The following is a 21,880-nucleotide window of genomic DNA, read 5'->3' on the forward strand; positions in this document are numbered from 1 at the left end:
AGCAGCCATGGATGACTATAAAATAGAGCGATTGGGACATCAGGGCGACGGGATCGCTGCGGGTCCGGTGTTTGTGCCGCGGGTTTTGCCGGGGGAGCGCGTGCAGGGCATTCGCAATGGCGATCGGCTGAGCGATGTAAAGATTATCGAGCCGTCCGATTTGCGTGTCGCGGCTGTTTGTAAGCACTACAAGAACTGCGGTGGCTGTCAGTTGCAGCACGCTGCAGAACCTTTCGTTGCGGAGTTCAAACAGCAAATCGTGCAAAGCGCGCTAGACGCGCACGGGATCGAGACAGAGTTTCTCCCGATTGTGACATCGCCCGCCAAAAGCCGACGCCGCGCGACGTTTGCGGTTCGACGGACCAAGAAAGGCGCGCTTTGGGGATTTCATGCGCGCGCCTCTGATACGGTAATCGCAGTGCCCGAGTGCCAGTTGGTCGTTCCGGAGTTGTTGCAGATTTCGCCGCTGATGGATGATCTGGCCAGTATCGGTGGATCGCGAAAGGCGGAAATGTCGGTGAATGTGACGCTGTCGGAGGTAGGGCTTGATGTGCTTGTCACGGGCGGCAAGCCGCTGGATCAAGCGCTGACGATTGGCCTTTCGGGCGTTGTTGAGAAACACAAACTGGCGCGATTGACCTGGGATGAAGAAGTCATTGGCATGCGCAACCCACCGCACCAGCAATTTGGTGCAGCCAAAGTTGCGCCGCCGCCCGGCGCGTTTTTGCAAGCGACGCGGCACGGCCAAGATGCGCTGGTTTCTGCTGTCATGAAGGCGGTTGATGGCGCGCGAGGCGTTGATCTTTTTGCGGGATGCGGAACCTTTACACTGCCTTTGGCTGCGCGTTCGGAAATGTTGGGGGTCGAGGGTGATAAAGCGATGATCGCCGCGCTTGATTCCGGATGGCGCAGGGCGGTTGGCCTAAAGAAGGTGGCTGCCGTGGCGCGAGATTTATTCCGTCGCCCGCTTATGCCTGACGAGTTCAAACACTTTGACTTTGCCGTTCTTGATCCGCCGCGCGCGGGGGCACAGGCGCAAATTGCTGAAATAGCCAAAAGCGCATTGGCACAGGTGGCTTATGTGTCATGCAATCCTGTGACGTTTGCGCGCGATGCAAAAGCGTTGATCGAGGCGGGTTTTTCGCTTGATTGGGTGCAAGTTGTAGATCAATTCCGCTGGTCGTCGCATGTAGAGCTTGTGGGCAAGTTCTCGCGTTCACATATGCAACGCTAGGACCTGAAACAAAGAGGCTTTGATGCGGAAAAGACTGAATGCGTGGCTAGAGCAGACATGGACGCAAAACTTTATTATCGGGGTTATCATTCTCAACGCGATTGTGTTGGGGCTGGAGACATCACCGCAGATCATGGCGCAGTTTGGCGTGGCCATCACAGCGATTGATACCGCGTGTCTTGCGGTTTTTGTTGCCGAGATTGCCGCGAAACTGATCGCGCGTGGCGGGCGGTTTTTCCGCGATGGGTGGAACCTTTTTGATTTTGTAATCGTGGGCATCGCGCTGGTGCCAACGGCAGGCGGATTTTCTGTCCTGCGTGCATTGCGCATTTTGAGGGTTCTTCGCGTGGTTTCGGTGGCACCGCGCTTGCGCCGCGTGGTTGAGGGTTTCATCACCGCGCTTCCCGGGATGGGCAGTGTTTTCCTGTTGATGTCGATTATTTTCTATATCGGGGCTGTCATTGCGACCAAGCTGTTCGGCAGTAGCTTCCCCGAATGGTTCGGAACGCTCGGGCAATCCGGATATACGCTGTTTCAGGTTATGACGCTTGAAAGCTGGTCCATGGGAATCGTGCGCCCAGTGATGGAGATCTATCCATATGCGTGGGCCTTCTTTGTACCCTTTATTCTGGTCACGACCTTTGCTGTGGTGAACCTTTTGGTCGGTTTGATTGTGAACTCCATGCAGGATGCGCATCAGGAGGAAGACCATCAGCGGACAGATGCCTATCGTGATGATGTTTTAGAGCGCTTAGGGGTCATTGAAGAGCTATTGCGCGAAAAAGGTGACGGGCAAGAGCGCCAAGGCTAGCGAAAAGCTTTTGAGTGCGCGATGAGATCGGCTATGCACACTACAATTATAAAGCGCAGTTTTTTGAGGCAACGAGTTTGATGAAAAGACGTATTCTTCTACTTTCTATGGCGTCGGCGTTTGTGCTGTCTGCCTGTGCGAGCAAGTTCAAGCGTTACCATGGTCCGGAAGTGACCCGTGTGATTGTCTATAAAGGGCAGCGCAAAATGCATCTGATGCACAAGGGCGAAGCATTGCGTACATATGATATCGGGTTGGGTTTCGCACCTTTCGAACACAAGCGCGAAGAGGGCGATGGCCGCACGCCGGAGGGCGAATACATCATTGATCGCCGCAACCCGAATTCAGAATTCCATCTTTCGATCGGGATAAACTATCCCAATGAACAGGACGTTGCCAAAGCAAAGGCCGCAGGCGTGAAGCCGGGCGGAGATATCTTTATCCACGGTCGCCCCAGTAAATACGCAAAAGGCGGTCGTGATTGGACTGCGGGATGTATTGCTGTGACCAATAAGGAAATGGAACGGATTTATGCCATGGTCGAAAACGGCACGCCGATCTCTATTTTTCCGTAATTAGTTGCTTGCAAGCTGGAGCGAACCGCCAGCTTGCGCGCCTGTGACCAATGTCCACCAGATTTTGCCGTTTGATTCCTGAAAATACGAAAAGCCCATTTGGGTTGCTGTTTTATCAAGAATAACGATTCGCGTGCTTGGCTCTTCCATCCATGCGGCGAGTGTTTCCAGCTCTGTCTCGTAGGTCTCGGAGATGTTTTCGCCTTTTAGCTGACCCGTATAACCGACGCGGCGCACACGTTCGATCGGAGAGGAGCCGTCAGAGCCGAAGTGCCAAGGGCGGTTTTGAACGGACATATCGCGCGAGTGTGTTGCCGCCGCCGCGTTCAGCTGGGCGTCGAGCTGCAACGGCGCAGCGCCAGAAGCCTGTCGCAGGGAGTTGACCGAATCAAGCATGCGGAACTGGATCTTCGAGGCGTCACCTGAGCCAATTCGATAGACTTTTGGTAGAGGCTTACCGTCGGGAGCGATCGTGCTTTGTTGTGATCCTGCGCAGGCAGAAAGAGCGAGTGCGGCCGAAACCAAAAGAAAACCAATGCGCATCATAGTGTCGTATCCCAACTGAAGTTGCGTAGCACTACTCCTCAATGCGTTGCGATTCAAACCCACAATCGGCCTGATCTTGCACATTCACGTCCGTTTGAATTGCGAGTGAGGCTTTCGCGCAATAATAGAGTAAGAAAAACGCGATATGTTTGAATCGGAGAACGGGATGAGTGGTAAGATGACGAAAACACTGGATCGCCGCAGCTTTATTGGCGCGGCAGGGGCTGCGATACTGGCAAGCCCGGCAATTGCGCAGGTTGCCGACGAGCCCAGCACAGGCACTGTCGAAATTGAAAAAGACATAAGCCAGGCAGTTCGCAGAAACATTTCCAGTTTCCGTTCGCTAGATTGGCGCCCTTATTTCAATAATCTGAACAACGGCGCTGTTCTTGTTGATATCTCAAGTCGCGCTTTGCATTTTTGGTCAGCAGATGGCGCTACATATAAATTGTACCCGTCTTCCGTGCCTTTGACGCCGGACCTGACGAAAAAAGGTCGCACAACAGTTGTTCGTAAAGTTGAGGGTCCAACATGGCGCCCGACACCGTCGATGAAAAAGCGCAACCCGGAATGGCCTGACTTTGTTCCTGCTGGACCAGATAATCCGCTTGGCACGCATGCATTGTATCTGAGCTGGACCTATTATCGCATTCACGGCACCCACGATACGCGGAAAATCGGCCGTAGATCATCAAATGGCTGTATTGGGTTATATAATGAACACATCGCTCAGCTGTTCAGTATGACAAAGGTTGGCACACAAGTGTTGCTAATTTGACGACATAATGGCGATCTTGAGTCCTTAAGTTAAAAGATGGGTTTGCATTCCCTGATAATAACTGGTTAGAACGGGGCACGAGGTTTAAGTCTTGGGTGCTTAATGTCCTATGAACAGGGCTTTAGGCGAATTCTAGAGGATACTACTATGAAAAAAATCGCACTTGCTGCTGCACTGTCCGTCGCTGCTTCTACAGCATTCGCCGGCAACATGTCCGCTCCTATCATGGAAGCGCCAATCATCGTTGAGGAAGCCGTTGCCGGTTCTTCTTCTTCTGGCATCCTGGTTCCACTGCTCATTCTTGCAGTTGTAGCCGCGGCCGCAGCTTCCTAAGCTCACGCTTAGAAAACTGATTTGGAAGGGCAGTGCTTCGGCGCTGCCTTTTCTTATTTCAGGATCAGGTTTTCTGATTGAGCGCGCTAACGCGCGCGCTTGTTGAGCATGACCTTGGGGTCATGCAGCTTGGGGCTTTGCCCCAAACCCCAGGATATTTTGAGAGAGAGGAAGGCAGGCTGTTTATTCGAGCCAGCCTTTTAGATTGTCCTCGATCACCGCCGAGAGCGCTGTGATATGTGCCGCATCATCATTGAGGCAAGGGATATAGGTGAAATGTTCGCCGCCACCTTCTTCAAAGCTTTCTTTGATCTCTTCGTTGATCTCTTCGAGCGTTTCGATGCAATCAGCGGAAAAGGCAGGGGCGATTACGGCGATGTTCTTTTTGCCATCTTCCTTCGCCAGTCTTGCGACTTCTTCGACGGTATAGGGCTGAAGCCATTCTTCCGGACCGAATTTGGATTGGAATGTCGTTGTGATTTCGGTGTCGGCCCAGCCAAGGCGTTCTTTTAGAAGACGCGTCGTTTTCTGGCATTGGCAGTGATACGGGTCGCCCTCCATCAAATAACGTTGCGGCACGCCGTGATAGGAACAGACCAGAATGTCAGGCTTGTTTTCTGCAGCGGCATAGGCGCGTTCGACGGATTGGGCGAGTGCGTCGATATAAAGCGGATGTTCGAAGTAGGGTTCGATCGTGCGCGCTGCGGGTTGCCATTTTTCTTCCATAAGGACGCGGAAGAACTGGTCGTTGGCCGTTGCAGAGGTGGCGCCAGCGTAGTGGGGATAAAGGGGCACAAAGAGGATCTTGGTACAGCCCGCTTTTATCATCGCCCTTACTTTGCTTTTGGTGGACGGGTTGCCGTAGCGCATGCAAAAATCAACCATGACGTTATCGCCATAACGGGTCTGCATCGCCGTGGTCATTTTTTCGGTTTGCTGTTTGGTGATGGTCATCAGGGGACTTTCGTCCGCCTCGTTGTTCCAGATGGAACGATAGGCAGCACCCGATGTGAAGGGGCGTTTGGACAGGATAATCAGTTGCAATAATGGCTGCCATTTCCACGGGGCGTAATCGATGACGCGGCGATCCGAAAGAAATTCGCTCAGATAGCGGCGCATGGACCAGTAATCTGTGTTATCGGGCGTTCCGAGATTTGACAGCAGTATGCCAACCTTGGCAGCTGGAATCTTCGGGTGATCTTTGGGTGCATGCGCTGGGCAGGTGGCGGGGACGTTGGCGTCAAACATGTCGATTCTCCGAGTGGTCGGTTCTATGGCGAGATAGGGGATTTGAGCGTTTGGTCAATCACCTAGAGGCTTTTCTGTGGTTTTGAGTGCATCGGCGAGGCGTGCTGTAGCAGAACCGGGTCGCAAGGGCTTGGGTTGATCTGCGGACGGTGCCCAGCCCGAGAGAAAGAGGAACTCAAATGTAGCGATGATCTTTCCATCCTCTGCGAAGGTTCTGGCATAAATCTCGGCGCACCGTTCGAACACCGCGCGCCGCGTGGGGCGCCGTAGGCGTGCAGCAAGTGCATTGGTTTCGCCAAATGCGCGTAGATCTCGCATCAGATGCTGCGCGCTGGCATAGCTTGTGCGCACTGTGACGCTATCGGCGACAGGTAGGGCAAGACCGGCACGTTGCAGTAGCGCGCCGAGATCGCGGACTTCACCCATTGGCGCAATGCGTGGGGACAAGCCACCTGTGACATCGCTTTCCGCCTGTGCAAGGCTTGTGCGCAGCTCATGCAGGGTCTGTCCGCCAAGGCAGACGGCCTGAAACAAGCCATCGGGCCGCAATGCGCGGGCGGATTGGATTATCTGTCCAACAGGATCATTGGCCCAATGGAGCGCCATGAAGTGCAGCGCGAGATCATAGCCGTTGCCCGGTATTTCCAGCGTGTCACTGTCTTCGATGCGATGCGCATTGGGTAGCAGATCAGGCGTAGGGCCGACGATCAAAGGTTTCGTAAACGTTCTGTTAACCAGACTCAGGCGATCAAGGCATTCATCGCGTGCGATATCGACGAGAAAGCTGTCGCTGGCGCGAAGGCGGTTTCGGATCAGCGCGTGGCGATCTGTCAGGAGGGGCGGCGTTTGCATACATCACGTCTTATTGCGAGGAGCGCTGGGTTTCAAACGCTCTTGCATGCGGTGTTTCCGCCCGAATGTCTGTCATGCCGCGCGCGGGTGGCAAATGATGATGGTTTGTGTGGTCCCTGTTGGCGCGACACGGCGTTCATTACCGGTGCCGTTTGCGATGGTTGTGGGGTTCCTATGCACGGCGATGTGCAAAGCGGTGATCGCTGCGATGATTGTTTAGAGATCGCGAGGCCGTGGTCGCAAGGGCGTGCTGCGCTGCTTTACAAAGACAGGGGCCGCGCGTTGGTCTTGGCACTCAAGCATGGTGATCGACATGATATTGTACGCCCTGCGGGGCGATGGATGGCAAATGTTGCGCGTGAAATTATGCGGGACGATGCCGTTGTTGCGCCAGTTCCGTTGCATTGGGTGCGTATGGTGCGGCGGCGCTATAATCAATCAGGCCTGATTGCGGCGTCTATGGCGCGTAGTTTGAGCGCGCCGTTTTGCGCGGACTTGTTGACCCGAACGCGCGCGACGGCTTCGCTCGACGGGAAATCGCGCGAGGCGCGGTTCAATGAACTCAAAGGCGCGATCGCCGTGAATGCCAAGCGGGCGCATCTGATCGCGGGGCGGCCTGTGGTGTTGGTTGATGATGTTATGACCTCAGGGGCGACTCTGGCGGCCTGCGCGGACGCTTGTCTTGCATCACGCGCAAGCGAGGTTTGTGTCGTTACCCTAGCGCGCGTCGCAAAGGATGACTAAGTTGCACGCAACCTGAGACAAAGGATGTTTGTGATGAAACCTGTTGAAATCTACACTTCGCCGCTTTGCGGATTCTGCCACGCTGCGAAACGTCTTTTGACGTCCAAAGGCGTCGAGTTTTCGGAAGTTGACGTTTTGATGAACCCTGAGCGCAAGGCAGAGATGATCCAGCGCGCAAATGGGGGCCGCACTGTGCCACAGATTTTCATTGGCGAAACCCATGTGGGTGGCTGCGATGAGTTGCACGCATTAGAGCGCGCAGGCAAGCTGGATACGCTGTTAGCGGCATGATGCAAGCGGCCTTGATCCAGACCACATCGAGCGATGATCCACGTGAGAACCTAGCGCGCATTTCGGCTAAAATCAGGAGCGCGGTGAATGATGGCGCAGGCTTTGTCCTGACGCCAGAGGTGAGCAATTGCGTTTCCTCAAGCCGTTCGCACCAACAGGGTGTTTTGCAGTTTGAGACGGATGATCTTTCCCTTGCAGGCTACCGCGCGCTGGCTGCGGAGTTGGGAATTTGGCTGCTCATCGGATCATTGGCGTTAAAGACAGGGGATGCTGACGGGCGTTTCGCCAACCGTTCATTTGTGATTGATCCAAGCGGCACGGTGACGTCGCGCTATGACAAAATTCATATGTTCGATGTCGATGTGACACCTGAAGAAACCTATCGGGAATCAGATGGGTATCGGCCTGGCGCGCGCGCTATTGTCAGCGAGACACCGTTCGGCAAGTTGGGCTTGAGCATTTGTTATGATGTGCGGTTTGCCTATCTGTATCGCGCTTTGGCGAAGGCAGGTGCAGAGATTTTGACAGTTCCAGCCGCGTTTTCGCCTGTTACAGGCAAGGCGCATTGGGAATCATTGCTGCGTGCACGTGCAATTGAAACGGGATGTTATGTTCTGGCCCCCGCACAAACGGGAACCCATTCGGTGAGCCGCGGCAAAGAACGGCGCACTTATGGGCATTCGCTGGCTATTTCGCCTTGGGGTGAAGTTCTGGCAGATGGCGGAACCGAGGAAGGCGTCGTTGCTGTTGAACTCGACCCGTCGAAAGTGGCAGAAGCGAGGGGCAAGATCGCGGCGCTGCGCCATGATCGTGAGTTTGAAGGTCCCTGATGGCAGATGAGGCCAATTCTTTAGCGGTGACGTTGTTTAGCGAAATTCTGACAGTCGATCAGTTGCTCAGAAACCGTCTAAGCCGGGTTTTGCCAAAGGGTATGGAGATCTCTCATTTTTCTGTCCTTAACCATTTGGCGGGCCAATCAGTTGAAAGAACTCCGGCGCAGCTTGCCAAGAATTTCCATCTCACACGCGGGGCGATGACCAATACCCTGGGCAAGCTGGAATGGGCAGGCTACGTACATATCAGGCCGGATTGGGAAGATGCGCGGCGCAAGATGGTCGCGATCAGCCCCGCAGGACGCGCGGCGCGAGATGCGGCGCTTGCGGGAATGAGCCCTGTGATTTCCGACATCGTTGAACAGATTGGCACCCAGAAAATGGGTGCCATTCTGCCAACGCTGCGTGATCTGCGGATTAGGTTGGAAGTAGATTGATCGACTAAGCGGGCTTTGTGCTGGCGGTCACATAGTTCACGCTGAGATCGCGATCTGACAGGCTCCAGCTCCATGCAATCGGATTGAAAACGAATCCCTTACGATCAACAGGCGTCAAAGCCGCTTTGGTTAGCAGGTCGAACAATTCGTCCGGGGTGATGAACTTGTTCCATTCATGGGTGCCTTTAGGAAGCCAACGCATGATGATCTCTGCGCCTACAATCGCCACGGCAAAGCTTTTCGGGTTGCGATTGATGGTTGAGCAGATGTGAAGGCCACCAGGTTTGAGTAGCTGTTGGCAGGCCGTCAAATAGGCAAGCGGATCGGCGACGTGCTCGACCACTTCCATATTGATTACCACATCGAACTGTTCACCCGCGTCGGCCAATGCTTCTGCGGTGGTGTTGCGATAATCAATGCTCAGGCCAGATTGCTCTGCATGAATCTGCGCGACAGGAATGTTGCCTGAAGCAGCATCCGCGCCAACAACAGTCGCACCAAGGCGCGCCATCGGTTCGGACAGAAGGCCACCGCCGCACCCGATATCCAGAATGCGCAAGCCCTTGAAGGGTTCGGGTGTGGTCAGATCGCGATCAAATTCGCCGGCAATCTGGCTGGTGATATAATCGAGCCTGCACGGGTTGAGCATGTGCAGAGGCTTGAACTTTCCCTTGGGATCCCACCATTCAGCGGCCATTGCTTCAAATTTAGCGACCTCCGCGGGGTCTACTGTGGTTTGGGCGGTTTGCATTCCTGTCTCCATGTGCTCATCTAGGGCCGACTATCCTCAAGGGGTATATAGGATGGATATCGATAAAATCTCAGGCCAAAAGAGCGCGGTTCAATATCTCTACCCGCCGATTGATCCATTCGATCAACAAATGATGGATATGCCGGGCGGGCATTGCATCTATTTTGAGCAATGCGGCAATCCCGAAGGCGTGCCTGTGATCGTATTGCATGGCGGCCCCGGTGGCGGGTGTAGCCCCGCGATGCGACGTTATTTTGATCCCGACGTGTACAGAGTTGTCTTGTTTGACCAGCGTGGCTGTGGGCGATCAAAGCCGCATTCGTCCGTAAGCAACAATACGACGTGGGACTTGATCGCGGACATTGAACGCATTCGCGAAGCATTGGGAATTGAGCAGTTCATTGTATTTGGCGGCAGTTGGGGCGCAACACTCGCGCTTGCTTATGCACAGACGCACCCTGAAAGGGCGCGGCAATTGGTGTTGCGCGGCGTTTTTCTGATGATGCAGCGAGAGTTGGATTGGTTTTATGGCGGTGGCGCCGGGCAGTTCTGGCCTGAACCATGGGCAAGATTCGTCGATCTGGTGCCTGAGGATGAGCGTGATGATCTAATAGGTGCCTATCACAAGCGGCTGTTTAGCGGCGATCTTCAACTTGAGACGCGCTTTGCCAAGGCATGGTCCGGCTGGGAAAATGCGCTTGCATCTGTGTATTCAAACGGGCGCAGTGGTGATGCTCCCGGGGAATATGCACGTGCCTTCGCGCGGCTTGAGAACCACTATTTCGTCAACGGCGGCTTTTTGGATTTTGATGGCCAGCTTCTGGAAAACGTGGATCGTATTAGTCATATTCCTGCGGTCATTGTTCAGGGTCGTTACGACATGATTTGTCCGCCAAAATCGGCCTTTGATCTTGCACGGGTTTGGCCTAACGCCGATCTGCGCTTTATTCGTAACGCCGGGCATGCACTTAGCGAACCGGGAATTAGCGCCGAATTGGTGCGTGCGATGGATCAGATTGCCGAGAGTTTCACGTAAAAAGGCCGCCCGATGAGAAGGCGGCCTTAACTGAGTACTGGATACTACTTGGAAGAATACACGTTTAAAGTGCGTTCCCTAAGGTAATTTACACGCCTAACGGGGCGCGATGCAACGGTTGACAGGCGACATATGGTCAATCTTGGGCCTGTATTTAAAAGATGTGGCCTTGCGGACTCAGTTACTCTTGTCTATATCCCACTCAACAGCGGCGCGGCTGGGTCCAAACCAAACGCTCCACCGAGAACGATCAACGGGCCGCGCGCCCGTTTTTTTGTGCCTTTACCTTAGGCTGGATGAGATATGAACAACGATCTGATAGCAAAAGCAGCCATCGACCAACGCCTTGCAGCGATCATCACGCCCGTGATTGAAGATCTGGGCTATGAATTGGTGCGCGTGCGCCTGATGTCTGGCAAGTCCACGACGTTGCAGATTATGGCCGAACGTCCCGAGGGCGGTATCGAGGTCGACCAATGTGCAGAAATCAGCACGGCAATTGGCGCAACGCTGGATGTCGAAGATCCGATTGTGGATGAATATACGCTGGAAGTGTCCAGCCCCGGTATTGATCGCCCGCTGACGCGCCTGAAAGATTTCGCGACGTTTGAGGGTTATGAAGCCAAGATCGAGACGTCTGAACTGATCGACGGACGCCGCCGCTTTAAGGGCGAGCTGGCGGGCGTTGAGGGTAATGACGTGCTGATAAATGTCGAAGAAGGGACCATCGGTCTGAACTTTGATTGGCTTAGCGATGCCAAGCTTGTTCTTACGGACGAGCTGATTACAGAGATGCTACGCCAGCGCAAAGCGGCGGGTGATATTAACGAAGATGATTTTGACGAAATTGAAACGGATGACACGCCGTTGTCAGAGGAGAAGTAACCATGGCAATCACCTCAGCAAACCAGCTTGAGTTGCTACAAACCGCGGAAGCGGTAGCGCGCGAAAAGATGATCGACCCGGGCCTTGTTATCGAGGCTATGGAAGAAAGCCTCGCGCGGGCTGCGAAATCCCGCTACGGCGCTGAGATGGACATCCGTGTCGCGATTGACCGCAAGACGGGCCGCGCAACATTTACGCGCGTTCGTACAGTGGTCGAGGACGCAGAGCTTGAAAACTATCAGGCCGAGTTCACGGTCGAGCAAGCCAAGCAGTATATGGATAGCCCAGCAGTTGGTGACACCTTTGTCGAGGAAGTTCCGCCAGTAGAAATGGGCCGTATTGCTGCACAATCTGCCAAGCAGGTTATCTTGCAGAAGGTTCGCGAAGCTGAGCGTGATCGCCAGTTCGAGGAATTCAAAGACCGCGCAGGTACGATCATCAATGGTGTCGTGAAGCGCGAAGAATATGGCAACGTGATCGTTGACGTGGGTCGCGGTGAAGGCATTTTGCGCCGAAACGAAAAGATCGGCCGCGAAAGCTATCGCCCGAATGATCGTATCCGTTGTTTCATCAAGGACGTGCGCCGCGAAGCGCGTGGTCCGCAGATTTTCCTGTCCCGCACAGCGCCAGAATTCATGGCCGAACTGTTCAAGATGGAAGTGCCTGAAATCTATGATGGTATCATTGAAATCAAGGCAGTCGCCCGTGATCCCGGTTCACGCGCCAAGATTGCTGTAATTTCCTATGATGGCTCGATTGATCCAGTCGGCGCTTGCGTTGGTATGCGCGGCAGCCGTGTTCAGGCCGTTGTGAATGAACTTCAGGGCGAAAAGATCGACATCATTCCTTGGAACGAAGATCAACCAACGTTCCTTGTGAACGCGCTTCAGCCTGCTGAGGTGACAAAGGTTGTTCTGGATGAAGAAGCTGGCAAGATCGAGGTTGTTGTTCCTGATGAGCAACTTTCCCTGGCGATTGGTCGTCGCGGCCAGAACGTGCGTTTGGCGTCCCAGTTGACCAACCTCGATATCGACATCATGACCGAAGAAGAAGAAAGCAAGCGTCGTCAGGCCGAGTTTGAATTGCGCACAAAGCTGTTCATGGAAGCGCTGGACGTAGACGAGTTCTTTGCTCAGTTGCTGGTGTCCGAAGGCTTCACCAACCTCGAAGAGGTTGCTTATGTCGAGCTGGACGAACTGTTGGTTATCGACGGCGTTGATGAAGATACCGCAGGCGAGTTGCAGACGCGCGCGCGCGAAAACCTGGAAGCCATAGCCGCAGCAGCGCTAGCCAAAGCGCGTGAGCTTGGTGCAGAAGACAGCCTGATTGATTTTGATGGCATCACACCCCAAATGGCTGAAGTGCTGGCCGAAGACGGTGTTAAAACGCTTGAAGATTTCGCGACCTGTGCGGATTGGGAACTGGCTGGCGGCTGGACAACAGTCAACGGCGAGCGCGTCAAAGATGAAGGCCTGCTAGAGCAGTTCGGCATGGAGCTTGAGGAAGCCCAGAATATGATTATGACGGCCCGTGTCCTTTTGGGGTGGGTCGATCCAGCAGAGCTGGAAGCAGAGACAGACGAAGACGAGCTTGAAGAAGACAGCGTCTTTAAGGAGGCCGAAGCCTGATCTCAGGCTTCGGAGTCTTGACAGTGACGCGCGGCGGCACATCCAAGGATCGGTCCAGCGGACCAGAGCGCAAGTGCATTGCGACGCAGGAGTCACTTCCTATGTCAAAAATGGTGCGTTTTGTTGTTGGGCCGGATGCACAAATTGTACCTGATATTCTGGGTAAACTGCCCGGTCGCGGCATTTGGGTGTCTGCTGACAAGGCGGCCTTGGAAAAGGCAGTCGCGAAAAACCTGTTCGCGCGAAGTGCGAAGATGCCTGTTAAAGTGCCAGAAAATCTGGTTGCCGAGGTTGAATCGCAGATTACGCGGCGTGTTGTTGATCTTATCAGCCTTGCGCGCAAGTCGGGGCGTGCTGTAGCTGGTTATGAAAAAGTGAAAAGCTGGCTCGGTAATGAAGAGGCAGAAGTTCTTATTCAGGCCTCCGATGGATCAGAACGCGGAAAGTCGAAACTAAGCACGCCTCACTACGGCAGTTTCATCGGTTGGTTGACAGCGGATGAGCTGGGATTGGCCTTTGGGCGACAGACTGTGATACATGGCGCGCTAAGCTCTGGTGGACTCACCTCTCGTGTAGTAGAGGAAGCCCAAAGATTAAAAGCGATACGAGAAGTAGCGACGGCAGGGGCCGTCCGAAAGGAAAAGACAGCTAAATGAGCGATAACGACGGCAAAAAAACATTGGGTCTACGCGGCGCAGCTCCGCGACCAGGTAATGTAAAGCAAAGCTTCAGCCATGGTCGCACGAAAAACGTTGTGGTCGAAACCAAGCGCAAGCGCGTTGTGGTGCCCAAGCCGGGTGCGGCAAAGCCAGCTGGGGGTGGAGCCGTTGCGGGTGGCAATCCGGCCAAACGTCCCGCCGGTATTACAGATGCAGAAATGGATCGCCGTCTGAAGGCGGTTCAAGCGGCGAAAGCACGCGAAGTCGAAGATGCGGCGCGCCGCGAAGCGGAAGAAAAAGCGCGCGCGGAAGATCGTGAACGCCGCCGTGCTGAAATCGAAGCGAAAGAAGCAGAAGAGCTTGAGCGCGCAGAGCGTGCCAAAGCTAAGGTTGAAGCGGAAGAAGCTGCCAAAAAAGCAGCGGAAGAAGCCGCGCGTTTGGCTGCCGCCGAGCCTGCTGCCGAGAAACCATCCGCAGCGCCACGTGCTGCACCGAACAAGCCTGCTCCTGCAGCGGCTCCGCGTAAATCGGACCGTGAACGCGATCAACGCACACCGCGCGGCAAGGCCGGCGATAATGATGGCCGCCGTTCAGGTAAGCTGACATTGAACCAGGCTTTGACGGGTGGCGACGGACGCCACAAGTCCATGGCCGCAATGAAGCGCAAGCAAGAACGCGCACGCCAGAAGGCGATGGGCGGCACTGTTGAGCGCGAAAAGATCATTCGTGATGTTCAGCTGCCACCAGCAATCGTCGTGTCTGAACTGGCCGCGCGTATGGCTGAAAAGACAGGTGCTGTTGTTAAGGCGCTGATGAACAACGGCATGATGGTCACGCAGAACGAGACGATTGACGCGGATACAGCCGAATTGATTATCGAAGAGTTCGGCCACAAAGTTGTTCGTGTTTCCGACGCAGATGTTGAAGATGTGATTGCGGAAGTTGTCGATGATGAAAAAGATCTCGTAGGTCGTCCGCCGATCATCACGATTATGGGCCACGTCGATCACGGCAAGACGTCTTTGCTGGATGCGATCCGCAACGCGAAAGTGGTCGCTGGCGAAGCTGGCGGGATCACGCAGCACATTGGTGCGTATCAGGTCACGACGGATACAGGCGCTGTTCTCAGCTTCCTTGATACTCCGGGACACGCGGCGTTTACATCTATGCGTTCACGCGGTGCCCAGGTTACAGATATTGTTGTTCTGGTTGTTGCGGCGGATGATGCTGTAATGCCGCAAACGGTTGAAGCGATTAACCACGCGAAAGCGGCGGGCGTTCCTATGATCGTTGCGATCAACAAGATCGACAAGCCGGGCGCAAACCCTGACAAAGTTCGCACAGATCTGCTTCAGCACGAAGTGATCGTCGAAAAGATGTCTGGCGAAGTGCAGGATGTCGAAGTCTCTGCGATCACGGGCCAAGGTCTGGACCAACTGCTTGAAGCGATCGCGCTTCAGTCGGAAATTCTGGAACTTAAAGCCAATCCAAACCGCTCTGCTGTTGGTGCCGTCATTGAAGCACAGCTTGACGTGGGTCGCGGCCCTGTTGCGACGGTTCTGGTTCAAAATGGTACGCTGCGCGTTGGTGATATCTTTGTTGTCGGCGAGCAGTACGGTAAAGTTCGTGCCTTGATTAACGATCATGGCGAGCGCGTTAAAGAAGCTGGTCCTTCGGTTCCTGTTGAGGTTCTTGGCCTTAACGGTACACCAGAGGCGGGCGACGTTTTGAACGTGGTGGAAACCGATGCACAGGCGCGTGAAATCGCCGAGTATCGTGAGAAAGCCGCGAAAGACAAACGCGCTGCTGCGGGTGCTGCGACAACGCTTGAGCAGTTGATGGCGAATGCGAAAGCGGATGAAAGCGTCTCCGAGATGCCGATCCTCGTGAAAGCGGACGTTCAGGGCTCTGCCGAAGCAATTGTTCAAGCGATGGCGAAAATCGGTAACGATGAAGTTCGCGTTCGTGTTCTGCACTCTGGTGTCGGCGCGATTACGGAAAGCGACATTGGTCTGGCGGAAGCTTCCGGCGCGCCGATCATGGGCTTTAACGTGCGTGCGAACGCATCAGCGCGGAATACAGCCAATCAGAAGGGTGTGGAAATTCGTTACTATTCGATCATCTACGACCTTGTGGATGATGTGAAAGCGGCGGCCTCTGGCCTGCTGAGTGCGGAAATTCGCGAGAACTTCATCGGCTATGCGAACATCAAGGAAGTGTTCAAAGTTACAGGTATCGGCAAAGTTGCTGGCTGTCTTGTCACTGAAGGTGTCGCACGTCGTTCGGCTGGTGTGCGCTTGCTACGTGACAACGTGGTTATTCACGAAGGCACGCTCAAGACGCTCAAGCGTTTCAAGGACGAAGTTGCAGAAGTGCAGTCTGGTCAGGAATGCGGCATGGCATTCGAGAACTACGATGATGTTCGCGCAGGTGATGTTATCGAGATCTTCGAGCGTGAAGAGGTTGAACGTAACCTCGACTGATCGAGCACTGGAAATCGAAAATAAGGGCTCGAACGAAAGTTCGGGCCCTTTTTTTCGAGAGCGTCAGTTTTAAGCAGCTGCGCTTACAGGCCTACCCGCAAAGTTCCGCTCGCCGATTGAAACGATGATACGTCCATCGGCCAGTGCGCGAACGAATGTACCCTGAACTTGAACACAAGTACCCATGATGATGGTGCGAAGCATAGTTTTCTCCCCAAAGAAATCGGCGTGGCGACCGATACATGCTTATTATTTAATCAAGTTGTCACAAAATTATTAACTTGCCTAACAAAATCATAACCCTTGGCCAATTTTGTCGCAGCGCTCTTGCATGCCGTCACAACCAGTCGCGCAGAATTGGCACCAAAGGCACATCCGCAGCAGGCATTGGGTAGTTCTTTAGCTCATTCGCATGGACCCATTTGAGCGCCTGATTTTCGCGAGATTGCGGAATGCCGTTCCACTTGCGGCAAGCAAACAGCGGCATGAGAAGGTGAAAATCATCATAGCTGTGGCTCGCAAAGGTTAGTGGGGCCAAGCAGCTGGCCCATGTGTCGATGCCCAGCTCTTCTTGCAACTCGCGGATAAGCGCGGCTTCTGGCGTTTCGCCAGTTTCGACTTTACCGCCGGGAAATTCCCAAAGGCCCGCCATAGACTTGCCTTCGGGACGCTGGGCCAAAAGTACGCGCCCATCTACGTCAATGAGCGCGACAGCACTAACAAGCAGGGTTTTCACGAACGATAGTCTGCGTTGATCGTGATATAGCCATGGGTCAAATCGCAGGTCCAGACAGTGGCGCTGCCCTTGCCGATGCCTAAATTAACAACGATCGCCAATTCTGCGTTCTTCATGTAAGCCGCGCCCGCGTCTTCGCGGTAATCGGGGCTAACCCAACCTTTATCGGCCACCAGAATATCGCCAAAGCTGATCGAGATAAGATCGCGGTCAGCTGCGGCGCCAGATTTGCCGATGGCCATGACAACGCGGCCCCAGTTTGGATCTTCGCCAGCGATGGCAGTTTTCACCAGCGGCGAGTTTGCGATTGAAAGCGCATGGGTACGCGCATCTTCATCTGAAAGCGCGCCGGTCACCTGTATTTCGACAAGCTTTGTCGCGCCTTCACCGTCGCGCACGACCTGCAATGCGAGGTCTTTCATAAGGCCATGCAGCGCATCGCGGAAGGCAGCGTTTCCAGCAACGTCGACGCCGCTAGCGCCAGTTGCTGCCATCAGGAGTGAATCAGATGTGGACGTGTCGCTGTCTACGGTGATCGAGTTGAAGGTGAGCACATTCAATTCGCTTACCATTGCTTGCAGGTCTGCACGCGCAATCTTGGCATCGGTAAAGATATAGACCAGCATCGTCGCCATATCGGGGGCAATCATGCCCGAGCCTTTGGCGATACCTGCTAGTGAAACGGTCTTTCCATCCACTTCAACCTGAGCGCCTGCGCCTTTGGCGAATGTGTCTGTGGTTCGGATCGCTTCGGCAGCGTTCTGGATCGCGTCCTCACTAAGAGCATCGCGCAGCTCTTCCACTTTGGCCGTGATTTTCGCAAAAGGCAGAGGTTCACCAATAACCCCAGTCGATGAGGAATAAACGCGGCTTTCTGGCAGGTCCAATGCAGCAGCTACGGTGCTGGTCACGGCACGCGTTGCGTCGACCCCGTTCTTGCCAGTGAATGCATTAGAGTTCCCTGAATTGACGATGATCGCTGCGCCTGCGTCGTTGTCCAAACCAATCTTGGCTTGGCAATCCAGAACTGGTGCCGAACGCGTTGCAGATTTGGTGAAGACGCCCGCGATTGTGCTTCCCGGCGCGAGCCGGGCAAGCATTACATCCGTTCGACCAGCATATTTAACCCCTGCACTGACAGCGGCGAAAGACGCGCCGCTGATGTGTGGAAGGTCTGGGAACCGCGCTGGTGCTAGCGGGGAGCGGGGCGGTGTGCCTGCCATGTTTTACTTCTCCAAAAGCGAGAGATCTTTGATCTGCGAGGCATCTACCTCTGCATCTGTTTTTCTGGTGATAGTCGCACTGTCTGTCAACTTGCCAATATAGCTTTCGACGGTTTCCATGCGGACCTGCTGTTCGATTTCTTCGCGAACGTCTTCCAGCTTTGGGGCGTCTTTCGAGCGCGTTTCGTTCAGCTTAATCACATGCCAGCCGAATTGGGTTTTGATCGGTGCAGAAATTGCACCAACTTCCATCTCAACGACGGCCGTTTCAAATTCGGGAACCATCATGCCTTTCCCGAACCAACCCAGTGCGCCGCCGCGTGGGCCAGACGGGCCAGTAGACTTTTCTTTGGCAAGCTCTGCAAAGTCGGCACCGCCTTCAAGGGCAGTAACCAGTTCTTTGGCTTCTTCTTCGCTTTCGACTAGGATGTGGGACGCGTCGAATTCCATTTCTGGCGCAGCACCCGCGTAAGCCGCGTCATAAGCGGCCTGTACAGCATCCTCGGTAACCGCGCTTTCAAGTACGCCGTCCATATGTTCAGCGGCCATGAGCGAACGGCGCTCGTTCTCAAGTGCGAGACGCACGCGCAAAGGCGTGTCATCGCCAGCTGCCTGCGCCAAAACGGCCTGTTGGATCAGTTGATCCAGAATGCCTGTAAAGAGCACCTCATCAGGCAAATCACGATACTGATCGGGCAAGCCAGAGCGCACCACGATCATGTGACCCATCGTGATATCAACGCCATTTACGGTTGCGATGACCGCATCTGCGCCGTTTTCAGCGTATGCCGGGACTGTAAGTGCGAACATTACTGCGGCAGAGGCCATCAATTGGGTGCGTTTTAACATCGTTTAATCCTTGTTTTTCGCGCTTATCTAGCGCGCCGTTGACACTGGCATACCCGACCCTTACATCGCCTTAAGGCCATGGTTCGGGCCGTCTTTCACTCTCGTATCTATGGGTTGCGTGCGGGGCGAGCAAGCGGAGCCTGAGCACAAAGACGTCAAGAATGGATGAGCGCAGATGCTAGGACTTGGAAAAATCGCCAAAAAGGTGTTCGGAACGCCGAATGACCGCAAAGTAAAAGCCACGCGCCCGATCGTTGATGCGATCAATGCGCTGGAGCCCGAGTTCGAAAAACTCACCGATGAAGGTCTAAAGCAAAAAACCGAAGAACTCGCCAAGCGCGCGATGAACGGTGAAAGTCTTGATGATCTTTTGCCAGAAGCCTTTGCCAACTGCCGCGAAGGTGCGCGTCGGGCGCTTGGTCTTCGGGCCTTTGACACGCAGCTTATGGGCGGCATCTTTCTGCATCAGGGTAACATCTCTGAAATGAAAACAGGCGAGGGCAAAACCCTTGTGGCAACTTTGCCTGCCTATCTGAACGCGTTGACGGGTAAGGGTGTTCACGTTGTGACTGTGAACGACTACCTCGCAAAGCGTGACGCGGAATGGATGAGCAAAGTCTTCGGCATGCTTGGCCTGACGACGGGTGTGGTCTATCCCCAGCAGCCTGATGACGAGAAGAAAGCGGCTTATGCCTGTGACGTGACTTACGCCACAAACAACGAACTTGGATTTGACTATCTGCGCGACAACATGAAGGGCGAGCTATCCCAGATGTTCCAGCGCGACCACAATTTCGCGATTGTCGACGAAGTGGATTCGATCCTGATCGACGAGGCGCGCACACCGCTTATCATTTCTGGTCCTGCGGCCGATCGCTCAGAGCTATATCTTGCCATCGACATGGTAATCCCGTCGCTTTTGCCAGAGCACTACGAGCTGGATGAAAAGACCCGCAACGTGTCCTACACCGAAGAGGGCAACGAGTTTCTGGAGCAATTGTTGCTTCAGCAAGGACTGCTACCTGAAGGGTCAACGCTGTATGATCCTGAAAGCACGACAATTGTGCACCACGTGAACCAGGGTTTGCGCGCGCATAAGTTGTTTGAGAAGGACAAGGAATACATCGTGCGCGATGGTGAAGTTGTTCTGATTGACGAATTTACTGGCCGTATGATGTCTGGTCGTCGTTTGTCTGACGGTCTTCATCAGGCGATTGAGGCGAAAGAAAACTGCCCGATCCAGCCCGAGAACGTTACGTTGGCTTCGGTCACGTTCCAGAACTACTTCCGTCTGTATAACAAGTTGTCTGGCATGACCGGTACAGCGATGACCGAAGCGGAAGAATTCGCTGAGATTTACGGTCTGGGCGTTGTCGAAGTTCCAACGAACCGCCCGATCGCACGTGTTGACGAACATGACCAAGTGTTCCGCACCGCCAAAGAAAAGTATGACGAGATTGTTAATGTCGTCAAAGAGGCCCACGAGAAGGGTCAGCCGTGCCTTGTGGGTACGACCTCGATCGAGAAATCTGAATTCCTATCGAAAATGCTGACCGAAGCGGGCCTGCCGCATAACGTCTTGAACGCGCGTCAGCACGAGCAAGAAGCACAGATTGTTGGCGATGCTGGCAAGTTGGGCGCGATCACGATCGCGACGAACATGGCTGGCCGCGGTACCGATATTCAACTTGGCGGTAACGTCGAGCTGAAGGTTCTGGAAGCACTGGCTGCCGAGCCGGAAGGTGATCCAGAGGCAATTCGTGCGCGCATTGAAGAAGAGCATCAGGTTTGGCGCCAGAAAGTTCTGGACGCAGGTGGTCTTTATATCATCGCGACCGAACGCCATGAAAGCCGCCGCATCGACAACCAGCTTCGCGGTCGTTCTGGCCGTCAGGGTGATCCGGGTCGTTCTGCGTTCTTCCTTTCTCTGGATGATGATCTTATGCGCATCTTCGGCTCCGAGCGTCTGGACAAGGTTCTGTCTTCGCTTGGGATGAAAGAGGGCGAAGCGATTGTGCACCCTTGGGTGAACAAGTCGCTTGAGCGCGCGCAGGCGAAGGTTGAAGGGCGTAACTTTGACATTCGTAAGCAGCTTTTGAAGTTCGACGACGTGATGAACGATCAGCGTAAGGTGATTTTTGGTCAACGCCGTGAAATCATGGAAGCCGCCGACCTGTCCGAGATCGCGCAGGATATGCGGTATCAGGTGATCGAAGATCTGATCGACCAGTATATGCCACCCAAAACCTATGCCGATCAGTGGGACATGCAGGGCCTGCATGACGCTGTGGCAGAGGCGATCAACATTGATGTGCCTGTGCAGGATTGGGGACAAGAGGAAGGCGCGGACGACGACGTGATCCGTGAACGCCTTGAGAAGGCAGCAGATGAATCAATGGCGCAAAAGGCGGCTGCTTTTGGCCCAGAAAACATGCGCCAGATCGAAAAGCAGATTTTGTTGCAGACCATTGACGGCAAGTGGCGCGAGCATCTTGTAACGCTTGAGCATCTTCGTTCGGTTGTTGGTTTCCGTGGTTATGCGCAACGTGACCCGCTGAACGAGTATAAGAACGAAAGCTTCCAGCTGTTCGAAACGATGCTTGATAGCCTGCGCACTGAAGTGACGCAGAAGCTGGGGCAGGTGCGCCCTATGACCGAAGAAGAGCAAGCGCAGATGCTTGCCGAGGTTCAGGCGCAACAGGCGATGATGCAGGACGCTGCGCGCGAAGCGTCGGCAGAGGCGTCGCAATCGCCCGAGCCCGAAGTCGCAGGCTTTGACGAAACGGACAGTTCTACATGGGGCAATCCGGGCCGGAATGACCCTTGCCCCTGTGGTTCCGGAAAGAAATTCAAGCATTGCCACGGCTCATTGGCATAGTCCGAAACAAGGCAGGATTGCGGTAAAGCGTCTGAAAGAGTCCTTACCGCAGTCCTATTCTCGCCCTCTT

Annotated in this window: 23 protein-coding genes; 15 read left to right on the top strand and 8 right to left on the bottom strand. The window is 54.4% G+C overall.

The features are described from left to right. Positions 1-7 precede the first annotated feature (7 nt). From WBC85_RS16130 to WBC85_RS16140, 3 genes are all read left to right on the top strand, one after another. A complete protein-coding gene (locus tag WBC85_RS16130; protein ID WP_424439638.1) occupies positions 8-1,234 on the top strand; it encodes a class I SAM-dependent RNA methyltransferase in 1,227 nt (408 codons plus the stop codon). Between the two features lie 22 nt (positions 1,235-1,256). Beyond that, positions 1,257-2,045 carry an ion transporter gene (locus WBC85_RS16135; RefSeq protein ID WP_424439641.1) on the top strand — a complete coding sequence of 263 codons (789 nt, stop codon included), beginning with the start codon at positions 1,257-1,259 and terminating at the stop codon, positions 2,043-2,045. Positions 2,046-2,125: 80 nt separating this feature from the next. Continuing rightward, positions 2,126-2,620, top strand: coding sequence for a L,D-transpeptidase family protein (locus WBC85_RS16140; protein ID WP_424439644.1), 495 nt, complete (start codon positions 2,126-2,128; stop codon positions 2,618-2,620). Here WBC85_RS16140 and WBC85_RS16145 read toward each other — a convergent pair whose 3' ends face one another. Then, positions 2,621-3,166, bottom strand: a complete 546-nt coding sequence (locus tag WBC85_RS16145) for a CAP domain-containing protein (RefSeq protein WP_424439647.1) — start codon at positions 3,164-3,166, stop codon at positions 2,621-2,623. Positions 3,167-3,344: 178 nt separating this feature from the next. Here WBC85_RS16145 and WBC85_RS16150 point away from each other — a divergent pair, with 178 nt between their 5' ends. Continuing rightward, complete coding sequence (locus WBC85_RS16150; RefSeq protein WP_424439650.1) at positions 3,345-3,944, top strand: L,D-transpeptidase; 600 nt, start codon at positions 3,345-3,347, stop codon at positions 3,942-3,944. 147 nt (positions 3,945-4,091) lie between these two features. Beyond that, positions 4,092-4,277, top strand: a complete 186-nt coding sequence (locus WBC85_RS16155) for a hypothetical protein (RefSeq protein WP_424439653.1) — start codon at positions 4,092-4,094, stop codon at positions 4,275-4,277. Positions 4,278-4,460: 183 nt separating this feature from the next. On the opposite strand, the gene hemH is transcribed toward WBC85_RS16155, so the two are convergent. Beyond that, on the bottom strand, positions 4,461-5,525 hold the full coding sequence (gene hemH, locus WBC85_RS16160; RefSeq protein WP_424439656.1) for a ferrochelatase: 1,065 nt from the start codon (positions 5,523-5,525) through the stop codon (positions 4,461-4,463). A 54-nt stretch (positions 5,526-5,579) separates the two neighbouring features. After that, positions 5,580-6,377: an SAM-dependent methyltransferase gene (locus tag WBC85_RS16165; RefSeq protein ID WP_424439659.1), complete on the bottom strand. Its 798-nt coding sequence runs from the start codon at positions 6,375-6,377 to the stop codon at positions 5,580-5,582. A gap of 12 nt (positions 6,378-6,389) precedes the next feature. Between WBC85_RS16165 and WBC85_RS16170 the strand changes: the two genes are divergently transcribed. From WBC85_RS16170 to WBC85_RS16185, 4 genes are read left to right on the top strand one after another with little or no spacing between them, the layout of a single operon-like run. Beyond that, positions 6,390-7,121 carry a ComF family protein gene (locus tag WBC85_RS16170; RefSeq protein WP_424439716.1) on the top strand — a complete coding sequence of 244 codons (732 nt, stop codon included), beginning with the start codon at positions 6,390-6,392 and terminating at the stop codon, positions 7,119-7,121. Positions 7,122-7,154: 33 nt separating this feature from the next. Beyond that, on the top strand, positions 7,155-7,412 hold the full coding sequence (grxC, locus tag WBC85_RS16175; protein ID WP_424439662.1) for a glutaredoxin 3: 258 nt from the start codon (positions 7,155-7,157) through the stop codon (positions 7,410-7,412). After that, complete coding sequence (locus tag WBC85_RS16180; RefSeq protein ID WP_424439719.1) at positions 7,412-8,242, top strand: carbon-nitrogen hydrolase family protein; 831 nt, start codon at positions 7,412-7,414, stop codon at positions 8,240-8,242. The genes grxC and WBC85_RS16180 overlap by 1 nt, the downstream gene beginning before the upstream one ends. Next, positions 8,242-8,682: a MarR family winged helix-turn-helix transcriptional regulator gene (locus tag WBC85_RS16185; RefSeq protein ID WP_424439665.1), complete on the top strand. Its 441-nt coding sequence runs from the start codon at positions 8,242-8,244 to the stop codon at positions 8,680-8,682. The genes WBC85_RS16180 and WBC85_RS16185 overlap by 1 nt, the downstream gene beginning before the upstream one ends. Positions 8,683-8,686: 4 nt before the next feature. Here the strand turns inward: WBC85_RS16185 and ubiG are convergent, their stop codons facing one another. After that, on the bottom strand, positions 8,687-9,433 hold the full coding sequence (gene ubiG / locus WBC85_RS16190; RefSeq protein WP_424439668.1) for a bifunctional 2-polyprenyl-6-hydroxyphenol methylase/3-demethylubiquinol 3-O-methyltransferase UbiG: 747 nt from the start codon (positions 9,431-9,433) through the stop codon (positions 8,687-8,689). A gap of 58 nt (positions 9,434-9,491) precedes the next feature. On the opposite strand from ubiG, the gene pip reads away from it, so the two are divergent. From pip to infB, 5 genes are all read left to right on the top strand, one after another. Continuing rightward, a complete protein-coding gene (gene pip / locus WBC85_RS16195) occupies positions 9,492-10,469 on the top strand; it encodes a prolyl aminopeptidase (RefSeq protein ID WP_424439722.1) in 978 nt (325 codons plus the stop codon). Between the two features lie 303 nt (positions 10,470-10,772). Then, the gene (gene rimP, locus WBC85_RS16200) at positions 10,773-11,354 is read left to right on the top strand and encodes a ribosome maturation factor RimP (protein ID WP_424439671.1); all 582 of its coding nucleotides are present in this window, start codon (positions 10,773-10,775) and stop codon (positions 11,352-11,354) included. Positions 11,355-11,356: 2 nt separating this feature from the next. Continuing rightward, positions 11,357-12,982 carry a transcription termination factor NusA gene (gene nusA, locus WBC85_RS16205; RefSeq protein ID WP_424439674.1) on the top strand — a complete coding sequence of 542 codons (1,626 nt, stop codon included), beginning with the start codon at positions 11,357-11,359 and terminating at the stop codon, positions 12,980-12,982. A 23-nt stretch (positions 12,983-13,005) separates the two neighbouring features. Beyond that, positions 13,006-13,638, top strand: a complete 633-nt coding sequence (locus tag WBC85_RS16210) for an RNA-binding protein (protein WP_424439725.1) — start codon at positions 13,006-13,008, stop codon at positions 13,636-13,638. After that, on the top strand, positions 13,635-16,124 hold the full coding sequence (gene infB, locus WBC85_RS16215; protein WP_424439677.1) for a translation initiation factor IF-2: 2,490 nt from the start codon (positions 13,635-13,637) through the stop codon (positions 16,122-16,124). The genes WBC85_RS16210 and infB overlap by 4 nt, the downstream gene beginning before the upstream one ends. 69 nt (positions 16,125-16,193) lie before the next feature. On the opposite strand, the gene WBC85_RS16220 is transcribed toward infB, so the two are convergent. From WBC85_RS16220 to WBC85_RS16235, 4 genes are all read right to left on the bottom strand, one after another. Continuing rightward, positions 16,194-16,328 carry a hypothetical protein gene (locus WBC85_RS16220; protein ID WP_424439680.1) on the bottom strand — a complete coding sequence of 45 codons (135 nt, stop codon included), beginning with the start codon at positions 16,326-16,328 and terminating at the stop codon, positions 16,194-16,196. 133 nt (positions 16,329-16,461) lie between these two features. Beyond that, positions 16,462-16,860 carry a (deoxy)nucleoside triphosphate pyrophosphohydrolase gene (locus WBC85_RS16225; RefSeq protein ID WP_424439683.1) on the bottom strand — a complete coding sequence of 133 codons (399 nt, stop codon included), beginning with the start codon at positions 16,858-16,860 and terminating at the stop codon, positions 16,462-16,464. Further along, complete coding sequence (argJ, locus tag WBC85_RS16230; protein ID WP_424439686.1) at positions 16,857-18,083, bottom strand: bifunctional glutamate N-acetyltransferase/amino-acid acetyltransferase ArgJ; 1,227 nt, start codon at positions 18,081-18,083, stop codon at positions 16,857-16,859. The genes WBC85_RS16225 and argJ overlap by 4 nt, the downstream gene beginning before the upstream one ends. 3 nt (positions 18,084-18,086) lie before the next feature. Then, positions 18,087-18,932, bottom strand: a complete 846-nt coding sequence (locus tag WBC85_RS16235; protein ID WP_424439689.1) for a peptidylprolyl isomerase — start codon at positions 18,930-18,932, stop codon at positions 18,087-18,089. A gap of 175 nt (positions 18,933-19,107) precedes the next feature. On the opposite strand from WBC85_RS16235, the gene secA reads away from it, so the two are divergent. After that, positions 19,108-21,810 carry a preprotein translocase subunit SecA gene (gene secA / locus WBC85_RS16240; RefSeq protein ID WP_424439692.1) on the top strand — a complete coding sequence of 901 codons (2,703 nt, stop codon included), beginning with the start codon at positions 19,108-19,110 and terminating at the stop codon, positions 21,808-21,810. Positions 21,811-21,880 lie beyond the last annotated feature (70 nt).

It is taken from the genome of Planktotalea sp. (genome assembly GCF_049680325.1).
In the GTDB taxonomy this organism is placed as follows: Bacteria; Pseudomonadota; Alphaproteobacteria; order Rhodobacterales; family Rhodobacteraceae; genus Planktotalea.